The organism is Pseudomonas emilianonis (genome assembly GCF_023072625.1).
Taxonomy (GTDB): domain Bacteria; phylum Pseudomonadota; class Gammaproteobacteria; order Pseudomonadales; family Pseudomonadaceae; genus Aquipseudomonas; species Aquipseudomonas paraveronii.
On sequence record NZ_JAKNRV010000200.1, the window covers coordinates 1 to 9,442 of the forward strand.

Below are 9,442 nucleotides of genomic sequence, written 5' to 3' on the forward strand. Positions count from 1 at the left end.
GCCGCAGGACTTCCCGAGCGACAAGATCAAGATCTGGGTCGATGGCGGCGCGGGCGGCTTGGCAGGGACGGCGGGCAAGCCTGGAAGGGGTGGGCAATCCAAGGGTTGCCTGGTGTACCGCGCCGATGGTGGTGACAAAGGCCGGCCAGGGCTGGAAGGGCAACCGGGGCCGGCTGGTCCTGCGGGAACTGTGACCATTCAGCGACTTTGAGTCGTTCGATCTGACGCCATCGGGAGCAAGCCCCCTCGCACATTTGGAATGCATTTCAAATGTGGCAGGGAGCTTGCTCCCGATGGCCGTTTAAGGCGCGTCTCAGAACAACGGCCGAGCCGAAGCAATCGCGACCACCACCAACCCCACGATCAGGTTAATGCCCACCAACTTGCGAATCTGCCCCAGTGCAGCCGCACCCGCCGGCCAATCCTCAGCCGCCACCGCTGTGCGCAATTCAGGGAACTTCAACGCCTGGATGCGGATAAACAGCGCGGTCATCACCACATACAAACCCATCATCACCTGCACGTAACGCGGTGCGGTTTCAAACCCGCTGAAGCGCAGTTGCAACAGGCCGACACCGCTGATCGGCAAAACCAGTACCGCCACCCAGACCCACACGAAAAAACGTTGAAACACATTTGCCCACAGCTTGAGCCGGGCAGGACCCTCAAGCGCCGCCACAGCGGCGGGGCGCAGGATCATCCAGGCGAAAAACATGCCGCCGACCCAGATCAGGGCGGCCAATACATGCAGGGTGTAAACGAGGCTGAACACGGTCATTGCGGTACTCCGTTCTGCGCGGGATTAATTAGCGAGGTATGATAGCTGCCGATCCGAACCACTGAAAATTTATCCAGCGTTTTTGCGCCCGACTATCCATGATCAGCACTGAACTCAAAACCACGATCCAGGGCGCCTATTCGCGTTTTCTCGAAGCCAAGAGCTTGAAACCGCGCTACGGCCAACGCCTGATGATCGCCGAAGTGGCCAAGGTCCTCGGGGATATCGACACCGACGACGAAGGCCGGCGCAGCGGTGACCCCGCGATCGTGGCCGTCGAGGCCGGCACCGGCACCGGCAAGACCGTGGCCTACAGCATTGCGGCGATTCCCACCGCCAAGGCTGCCGGCAAGCGCTTGGTGATCGCTACCGCCACCGTCGCCCTGCAGGAGCAGATCGTCTACAAAGACCTGCCCGACCTGATGCGCAACAGCGGCCTGAACTTCACCTTCGCCTTGGCCAAGGGCCGCGGCCGCTATATGTGCCTGTCCAAGCTCGACGTGCTGCTGCAGGAAGGCCACGCGCAAACCGCCACGGCGTCGCTGTTTGAAGAAGAAGGCTTCAAGATCGAAGTCGATGAAGTCAGCCAGAAGCTGTTTACCAGCATGATCGAGAAACTGGCCGGCAATAAATGGGACGGCGACCGCGACAGCTGGCCCACCGCCCTGGAAGACGCCGATTGGGCGCGCCTGACCACCGACCACAGTCAATGCACCAACCGTCATTGCCCCAACTTCGGCCAGTGCGCCTTCTATAAAGCGCGCGAAGGCATGGGCAAGGTCGACGTGATCGTCACCAACCACGACATGGTCCTGGCCGACCTAGCCCTGGGCGGCGGCGCCGTGCTGCCGGACCCGCGCGACACCCTTTACGTATTCGACGAAGGCCACCACCTGCCCGACAAGGCCATCGGCCACTTCGCCCACTACACGCGCTTGCGCTCCACCGCCGACTGGTTGGAGACCACCGCCAAGAACCTCACCAAACTGCTGGCCCAGCATCCGCTGCCCGGCGACCTGGGCAAGCTGATCGAGCAGGTACCCGAGCTGGCGCGGGAGATCAAGACCCAGCAGCAGTTCATGTTCAGCGCCTGCGAGCAGGTCGCCGACTTCAAGCCCGGCGAAGACGTCGAAGGCCGCGAGCGCCCGCGCCATCGCTTTGTCGGTGGACTGATTCCCGAGCACATGCGCGAAATGGGCGTCGAGCTGAAGAAGGGCTTTTCGCGCCTGACCGACCTCTTCACCCGCCTGACCGACCTGCTCAAGGAAGGCATGGACGGCGAGGTCAACATCGGCATCGCCAGTAACCAGGCCGAGGAGTGGTACCCACTGTTCGGCAGCCTGTTGTCCCGTGCCCAGGGCAACTGGGAGTTGTGGACGGCTTTCACCGTCGAAGACCCGGAAGACAACCCGCCCATGGCGCGTTGGCTGACCCTGTCGGAAAGCGGTGCGCTGTTTGACATCGAGGTCAACGCCAGCCCGATCCTCGCGGCGGAAATGTTGCGGCGCAACCTGTGGAACGTGGCCTATGGTTGCCTGGTCACCTCGGCCACGCTGACGGCTCTGGGCACCTTCGACCGCTTCCGCATGCGTGCTGGCCTGCCGAAAAAGGCTGTCACCGCCGTGGTGCCGAGCCCGTTCCATCACGCCGATGCTGGCGTGCTGCGCGTCCCCGACCTCAAGGCCGACCCCCGGGATGCGCCGGCCCACACGGCGGCGATCATCCGTGACTTGCCGGAGTTGGTGGAAGGTTCGCGCGGCACACTGGTGCTGTTCTCGTCGCGCAAACAGATGCAGGACGTGTTCGACGGCCTTGACCGCGACTGGCGCAAGCAGGTGTTTATCCAAGGCAACCTGTCCAAGCAGGAAACCCTGAACAAGCACAAGGCGCGGGTCGATGGCGGAGATTCCAGCGTGCTGTTCGGCCTGGCGAGCTTTGCCGAAGGCGTGGACTTGCCCGGTGCCTATTGCGAACACGTGGTGATCGCCAAGATCCCGTTCTCGGTGCCGGATGATCCGGTCGAGGCCGCCCTGGCCGAGTGGATCGAAGCGCGCGGTGGCAACCCGTTCATGGAAATCTCGGTGCCGGATGCGTCCCTGAAACTGGTGCAGGCCTGCGGGCGCTTGCTGCGTACCGAAGAAGACCGGGGCACCATCACCTTGCTCGATCGCCGCCTGGTCACCCAGCGTTATGGCAAGGCTATCTTGAATGCCTTGCCGCCGTTCCGGCGCGAAATTTCTTAAGCCTCAGTGGGCGAATTCGCCCACTTCGTGGTCTATCTCACTGCCTCGCTCTATGTCATCAGGCCATTTATCGGCCGTTTGGGAGAACCTTGCTCGTATGATTCGCACGCTGCCCGCCCTTTTTGCCCTGCTGTTCGCTGCGCCCCTGTTGGCCGCGCCCGCCGGGCAACAAACGCTGTTCAACTTCGTCCGGCCTGCCGATGTGGTCAAGGTGGCGACCCAGGACGCCAGCCTGCCGCAATACAACGCCGAACAAACCCCTGAAGGCGAAGTGCTGCGCCGCATCACCTTCAACCCGGCCGCCGAACCGAGCCTGGTGCTCAGCCCGCAGACCGGCGTCTGGGACTGGTCGCAATCCAGCGCCATGAGCCTGCGTATCCAGAGCGCCATGGACTGGGCGCTGACCCTGTACGTCAAGGTGCAGAGCAATGACGGCAAGACCCTGGTCAGCCGCATCGACTTGCCAGCCGGTCCGGCCCAGACCCTGTTGATCCCCCTGCAAGCCAACTCGCCGTTGAGCCAGGGCATGAAGGCCGGCCCGCCGATGCCGATCAGCGTCGACGGCCAGCGCGTGTTACTGGCCAGCAGTGCCGGGGAAATCGACCGCAGCCAGGTGGTGTCGGTGACCCTGTCGATGATCAAGCCGAATGTCGCCCAAAGCATTCTGCTGGAGCGCTTTGGCGTGCAGGACAGCGAGCCGGTGCTCAAGGCGGCCTATAGCGAACTGGTGGACGCCTATGGCCAGTCCACCCGCGCGCGCTGGCCGGAAAAAGTCAGCAGCGACGAGCAACTCAAGGCCGCCGCTGCCAAGGAGCAGCAACAACTCAAGGTTTGGTTGGCCGAGCGGGATAAGTCCTCCCTGGACCAGTACGGCGGTTGGAACAAGGGCCCTGCGTTCGACGCCAGCGGCTTTTTCCACACCGAGAAGCGCGACGGTCGCTGGTATTTGGTGACGCCGGAGGGGCATCCGTTCTATTCCCTGGGCGTCAACACCGTGGCGTCGGATAACAACCCGACCTACGTGGCGGGTCGTGAATGGATGTTCGCGGCGCTGCCCAAGGCCGGTGAACCCTTCGACCAATACTACGGCAGCGCTGACAACCGCACCGGTAATGGTGCCGGCGAAGGGCGTAGCTTTGGTGCGGGGCGTTGGTACGATTTCTACCGCGCCAACCTGCAGCGCACTTATGACACTGAAGGTTTCGACCAGAAGCGCTGGGTCAGCCACACCCTCGACCGCCTGCAGGCCTGGGGTTTCAACACTGTGGGCAACTGGAGTGCTGCGCAACTGGCCAGCGCAGACCGCGTGCCGTACACCTTGCCGCTGTCGATCGTCGGCGATTACGCCAGCATCAGTACCGGCACCGACTGGTGGGGCGGCATGCCTGACCCGTTCGACCCGCGTTTCGCCATGGCCACCGAGCGCGCCGTGGCCATCGCCGCCCGTGATCACCGCGACGATCCGTGGTTGATCGGCTTCTTTGCCGACAACGAACTGGCATGGGCCGGTCCCGGTGAGGATGCAAAGTCCCGCTACGCCTTGGCCTACGGCACCCTGCGCATGACCACCGACGTACCCGCCAAGCGTGCGTTCCTCAAGCAATTGCGTGACAAATACCGCAACGAAGAAGGCCTGTCGAAAGCCTGGGGCATCCAGCTGGCGGGCTGGGAGTTGATGGAAGACCCGGGCTTCGAGCCGCCGATGCCCAACCCCGAGCATCCGGAAATCGAAGCCGACTTCAAATACTTCCAGAAGACCTTTGCCGATACCTACTTCAAGACCATCTCCGATGCGCTCAAGTGGCACGCGCCCAATCAGTTGCTGCTGGGCGGGCGTTATGCGGTGAGTACCCCGGAAGCGGTGGCGTCCTGTGCGCAGTATTGCGACGTGTTGAGCTTCAATATGTACACCCTCAAACCTCAGGACGGCTATGACTTCGCCGCCTTGCGCGCACTGGACAAGCCGGTGTTGATCACCGAGTTCAACTTCGGCTCGGCTGACCGCGGCCCGTTTTGGGGCGGTGTAACGCAACTGGCCAGGGAAGAGGATCGCGGCGCCGCGTATGCCAACTTCCTCAAGCAGGCCATGGCCGAGCCGTCGATTGTCGGTGTGCACTGGTTCCAGTATCTGGACCAGCCGGTGACCGGTCGCTTGCTGGACGGCGAAAACGGCCATTTCGGTCTGGTCGGTATGACCGATGTGCCGTTCCAGGGCTTTGTCGACAGTGTGCGTAGAAGCAACCTGGCGGCGGTCGACCAACTGGGCAGGGAGGCCGAAAAAGCCAAGGCGGCCCGTGCGGTTCGCGAGCATGAAGGGAGCAAACCGGGGCATGACGGCAAAGGTACGGGGCAGGGCGCCGGACATGCCGGTGGGCATTCCGGAAATGGTCATTGATTCAGCGTTGACGGGTTCACAAATCCTACAAGGGCTGGAACAATGTCGGCCACTTTTTACAGCGTTTTCCGAGGGGGCTTAGGTGCAGGTTCAGGGTCATTACGAGCTCCAGTTCGAAGCGGTACGTGAAGCGTTCGCCGCGTTGTTCGATGACCCGCAAGAGCGTGGTGCGGCGCTGTGCATCCAGATCGGCGGGGAAACCGTGGTCGACCTGTGGGCCGGCACCGCTGACAAGGATGGGGCGCAAGCGTGGCACAGCGACACCATTGTCAATCTGTTCTCCTGCACCAAAACCTTCACCGCCGTCGCGGCCCTGCAATTGGTGGCCGAAGGCAAGCTGCAACTGGATGTGCCAGTGGCCAACTACTGGCCGGCGTTTGCCGCGGCCGGTAAAGAAGCCATCACCTTGCGCCAGTTGCTCTGCCACCAGGCCGGGTTGCCGGCGATCCGTGAAATGCTGCCCGCCGAAGCGCTGTACGACTGGCCATTGATGGTCGACACCTTGGCGGCCGAAGCCCCGTGGTGGACGCCGGGCCAGGGCCACGGCTACGAGGCGATCACCTATGGCTGGTTGGTCGGGGAATTGCTGCGCCGTGCCGACGGACGCGGGCCGGGCGAGTCCATCGTGGCGCGGGTTGCACGCCCGTTGGGGCTGGACTTTCATGTGGGCCTGGCGGACGAAGAATTTTATCGCGTGGCCCATATAGCGCGCGGCAAAGGCAACATGGGCGATGAAGCAGCGCAACGTTTACTGCAAGTAATGATGCGTGAACCTGCGGCCATGACGACACGGGCATTTGCCAATCCGCCGTCTATTCTGACCAGCACTAATAAACCCGAATGGCGGCGTATGCAGCAGCCAGCGGCGAATGGTCACGGTAATGCGCGCAGCCTGGCGGGTTTTTATAGTGGTTTATTGGACGGTAGTTTGCTGGAAAGCGACATGCTCGAACAGTTGACCCGTGAACACAGTATCGGGCCCGATAAAACCTTATTGACCCAAACCCGTTTCGGCCTGGGCTGCATGTTGGATCAACCGCAACTGCCGAATGCGACCTTCGGCCTTGGCCCGCGTGCATTTGGACATCCTGGTGCGGGTGGTTCGGTGGGGTTTGCCGACCCTGAACATGATGTAGCGTTCGGTTTTGCGACTAATACAATGGGGCCCTATGTACTTATGGACCCGCGGGCGCAGAAGTTGGTCAGAATATTGGCCGGTTGTCTGTAAACCCCTTGCTGTTTCACGTTTTTTTGTTACAAAGGCAAGTATAAGAAGGCGCGAAGCGAAATATTGTAACTTTAATGTTCTGGACGCGTCTGTTTAACGGGTCATTCAGACCCCCGGTTTTTTCTCATTTTGTGGATATCTCATGTTATCGAACAAGTCCTTGGCACTGGCGCTGTGCCTCACTATTACTGGCTGCGCACAAACACCACAAAATGATGCCGAGGGCGGGCATTGGTGGTCATTTGGATCTGACAAGGCTGCTACCAAGGACGCAGTGACCCAAACCGACGCCAAACCGGACGCCAAACCCGCCGCCGGGGCCAAGCCTGCTGCGCCGGTAACTGCCGCCGCTAGCGCCAAGCCGGCCGCACCGGTAGCTGCCGCCGCCGCCAAGCCTGCTGCACCGGTAGCTGCTGCTGCCAGCGCCAAGCCTGCCGCACCGGTAGCTGCCGCTGCCAGCGCCAAGCCTGCTGCACTGGTAGCTGCTTCTGCTGCCCCGGAGGCCAAAGCGGATACCGGCTCCAGCTGGTGGCCGTTCTCCTCCAAGAGCGCCGACGAAAAGGCCGCTGATGCCAAGGCTGACCTGAAGGCCGACCTTAAGGCCGCAACCCCGGCGCCAGCCGCTGCTCCTGCTGCTGCCGTCGTCGCCAAGACCGACTCCGAAACCCATTGGTGGTGGCCGTTCGAAAGCACGTCCAAGCCTAAGCCATTGGCCAAGGTCGACGTGACCAATGTGCCGATGCCCGACCCGAAAATTACCCAAGCCTGGCTGGACGACTATGAGCCGCGCCTGCGCGCAGCCATCAAGGACAGCAACCTGCAACTGGAACGTCGCGACAACGTACTGGTGGTGATTGCCCCGGTAGACGGTTCCTACAACCCGAAACGCCCGACGATGTTGCTGCCGGTTACCCTGGGCCCGTTCACTCGCGTCGCCAAGGCTGTTGAGGCTGACCCGAAGACCGCCGTACTGGTCCTCGGTCACGTTGACGCCACCGGCAGCGCTCCGGCGAGCCAGGCGTTGACCAAAGAGCGCGCGGTGTCCATCGCATCGATTTTCAGTCTCAGCGGCCTCAAGCAAGACCGTCTGATGTTGCGCGGTATGGGCGACATGATGCCACGTGCCGCCAACGACAGTACCCAGGGCCGTGCGCTGAACCGTCGCATGGAAATTATGTTTACTCAGCGTACAACTATGTTGGCCTTGCTGAGCAAGTACAACTCGGGCAAAACGCCGCCTGTGGCTGAAATGGTTGCCGTGCAGGACGTTCCCGCCCCGGTCGCAAAAGCCCCAGCGAAAAAGGCGGTCGCGAAGAAAGCCGCAGCTAAGCCAGCCGCGAAAAAAGCCCCGGCCAAACCAGCTGCCAAGAAGCCAGCACCGGCCAAAGCCAAAGCCAAGGCCGCTGTACCGGCTGCGAACGACCAGGCAAAAAACTGATCCGTTGAACCAGAAGGATAAAGTCGCATGACCCAGGCAGTGGCGGATATGCGCCGTGACTACACACGGGATGGTTTGAGCGAGGCCCAGGCCCCGAGCGAGCCGTTCGCCTTGTTCCACCAATGGTTTGGCGATGCGGTGAAGACCGAGCAGCCGCCGGTGGAGGCCAATGCGATGACCCTGGCCACGGTCGATGAGGACGGTCGCCCGCACTGTCGCATCCTGCTGCTCAAGGGCCTGGATGCACAGGGCTTTACCTTCTTCACCAACTATCAGAGCGCCAAGGGCGATCAGCTTGCGGCGCAGCCCTTCGCGGCCATGACCTTTTTCTGGCCGACCCTAGAGCGCCAGGTGCGCATCGAGGGCCGGGTGGTCAAGGTCACGCCCGAAGAGTCGGACGCCTATTTCCAGGTGCGCCCGTTGGGTAGCCGCCTGGGCGCGTGGGCCTCTCCGCAGAGCAAGGTCATCCGTGACCGTGAAGAATTGCACGACTTGCTTAAGGTCACCGAAGAGCGTTTTAGCGACACTCAGCCGCACTGCCCCGAGCACTGGGGCGGCTATCGCTTGTTGCCCGAGCGCATCGAGTTCTGGCAAGGCCGCGCTAGCCGCCTGCATGACCGCCTGAACTACCGTTTGCAAGGGGCCGACTGGACCCGTGAGCGTCTGGCACCCTGATCGTCGTCTTTCGTCACCCCATCTGACTGTTGTTTGTCACCCCGAAGCCTCTCTTCAAGAGGCCTCGGGCGTGTACTGCTGCGCCGCGTTTTTCAACCAGGCCGGCAAATCGCGGCGGTTGATCTTCAGGGTGCGGGCTTTTTCCAGCTGTTGCAGCATAAAGGCCCGCTTGTGCAGGTCGTTGCCCGCCAGGGATAGTGCCAGGTCGCGGTCGATCCAGCGTCGGATGCGCAGGTACAACCAGCCATGGAAATACAAGCCGGCTACGGTAGTGACTACAATGATGAAATAATCCATGAACGTCCTGTTTACAAAATGAGTGCTACCGTTTGTCGGGTCTTCTGGTGCTGGCACTCTGTACTAGGGCTGAATGAAAGCAATTTTCTGCGGGGCTTGTCGTGACAGGCGTCAAGCCGCAGCGTCTAATGAACACCTGTCCTTTGGAGTTGATGCTATGCGTAAGTCCGTTTTACTAGTTGCCTGCTTTACTACCCTGTCGTTGTTGTTGGGTGGCTGCGCCTCGAGTCTGACCGGCGACTCGTACTCCCGTGACGAAGCGCGTCGTGTGCAGACCGTTCGCATGGGCACCATTGAATCCCTGCGTCCGGTGAAAATCGAAGGCACCAAGACCCCAATCGGCGGCGCAGCCGGCGCCGTCATTGGCGGCGTGGGCGGCAGCGCCATC

The 9,442-nt window shown here is 61.8% G+C and carries 7 protein-coding genes and 2 pseudogenes; 7 read left to right on the forward strand and 2 right to left on the reverse strand.

From position 1 onward, the window contains the following. Positions 1–211, forward strand: a pseudogene (locus L9Z73_RS18875) (collagen-like protein); the annotation flags it as partial. 102 nt (positions 212–313) lie between these two features. Here L9Z73_RS18875 and L9Z73_RS18880 read toward each other — a convergent pair. Then, positions 314–778 (reverse strand): CopD family protein, encoded by a 465-nt coding sequence (locus L9Z73_RS18880; protein WP_247403955.1) that lies wholly within the window; start codon positions 776–778, stop codon positions 314–316. Between the two features lie 98 nt (positions 779–876). Here L9Z73_RS18880 and dinG point away from each other — a divergent pair, with 98 nt between their 5' ends. The 5 genes from dinG to pdxH all read left to right on the forward strand — a co-directional run bounded on the left by dinG (position 877) and on the right by pdxH (position 8,757). Then, positions 877–3,021 carry an ATP-dependent DNA helicase DinG gene (dinG, locus tag L9Z73_RS18885; protein WP_247403958.1) on the forward strand — a complete coding sequence of 715 codons (2,145 nt, stop codon included), beginning with the start codon at positions 877–879 and terminating at the stop codon, positions 3,019–3,021. 97 nt (positions 3,022–3,118) lie between these two features. Then, positions 3,119–5,416 (forward strand): beta-galactosidase, encoded by a 2,298-nt coding sequence (locus tag L9Z73_RS18890; protein ID WP_247403961.1) that lies wholly within the window; start codon positions 3,119–3,121, stop codon positions 5,414–5,416. A gap of 82 nt (positions 5,417–5,498) precedes the next feature. Further along, the gene (locus L9Z73_RS18895; RefSeq protein WP_247403964.1) at positions 5,499–6,644 is read left to right on the forward strand and encodes a serine hydrolase domain-containing protein; all 1,146 of its coding nucleotides are present in this window, start codon (positions 5,499–5,501) and stop codon (positions 6,642–6,644) included. A 142-nt stretch (positions 6,645–6,786) separates the two neighbouring features. Further along, positions 6,787–8,082, forward strand: a complete 1,296-nt coding sequence (locus L9Z73_RS18900; protein WP_247403967.1) for an OmpA family protein — start codon at positions 6,787–6,789, stop codon at positions 8,080–8,082. Positions 8,083–8,109: 27 nt separating this feature from the next. Continuing rightward, the gene (pdxH, locus tag L9Z73_RS18905; RefSeq protein WP_247403970.1) at positions 8,110–8,757 is read left to right on the forward strand and encodes a pyridoxamine 5'-phosphate oxidase; all 648 of its coding nucleotides are present in this window, start codon (positions 8,110–8,112) and stop codon (positions 8,755–8,757) included. A 54-nt stretch (positions 8,758–8,811) separates the two neighbouring features. Here pdxH and L9Z73_RS18910 read toward each other — a convergent pair whose 3' ends face one another. Beyond that, positions 8,812–9,054, reverse strand: coding sequence for a hypothetical protein (locus L9Z73_RS18910; protein ID WP_247403974.1), 243 nt, complete (start codon positions 9,052–9,054; stop codon positions 8,812–8,814). A 157-nt stretch (positions 9,055–9,211) separates the two neighbouring features. Here L9Z73_RS18910 and L9Z73_RS18915 point away from each other — a divergent pair. Beyond that, positions 9,212–9,442 (forward strand): annotated as a pseudogene (locus L9Z73_RS18915) (hypothetical protein); the annotation flags it as partial.

Bases quoted from the DNA above. Each gene is read 5' to 3' on its own strand.
- L9Z73_RS18900 (WP_247403967.1), top strand. From the start codon at position 6,787: ATGTTATCGAACAAGTCCTTGGCACTGGCGCTGTGCCTCACTATTACT.
- L9Z73_RS18910 (WP_247403974.1), bottom strand. From the start codon at position 9,054: ATGGATTATTTCATCATTGTAGTCACTACCGTAGCCGGCTTGTATTTC.
- L9Z73_RS18880 (WP_247403955.1), bottom strand. From the start codon at position 778: ATGACCGTGTTCAGCCTCGTTTACACCCTGCATGTATTGGCCGCCCTG.
- L9Z73_RS18890 (WP_247403961.1), top strand. From the start codon at position 3,119: ATGATTCGCACGCTGCCCGCCCTTTTTGCCCTGCTGTTCGCTGCGCCC.
- pdxH (WP_247403970.1), top strand. From the start codon at position 8,110: ATGACCCAGGCAGTGGCGGATATGCGCCGTGACTACACACGGGATGGT.
- dinG (WP_247403958.1), top strand. From the start codon at position 877: ATGATCAGCACTGAACTCAAAACCACGATCCAGGGCGCCTATTCGCGT.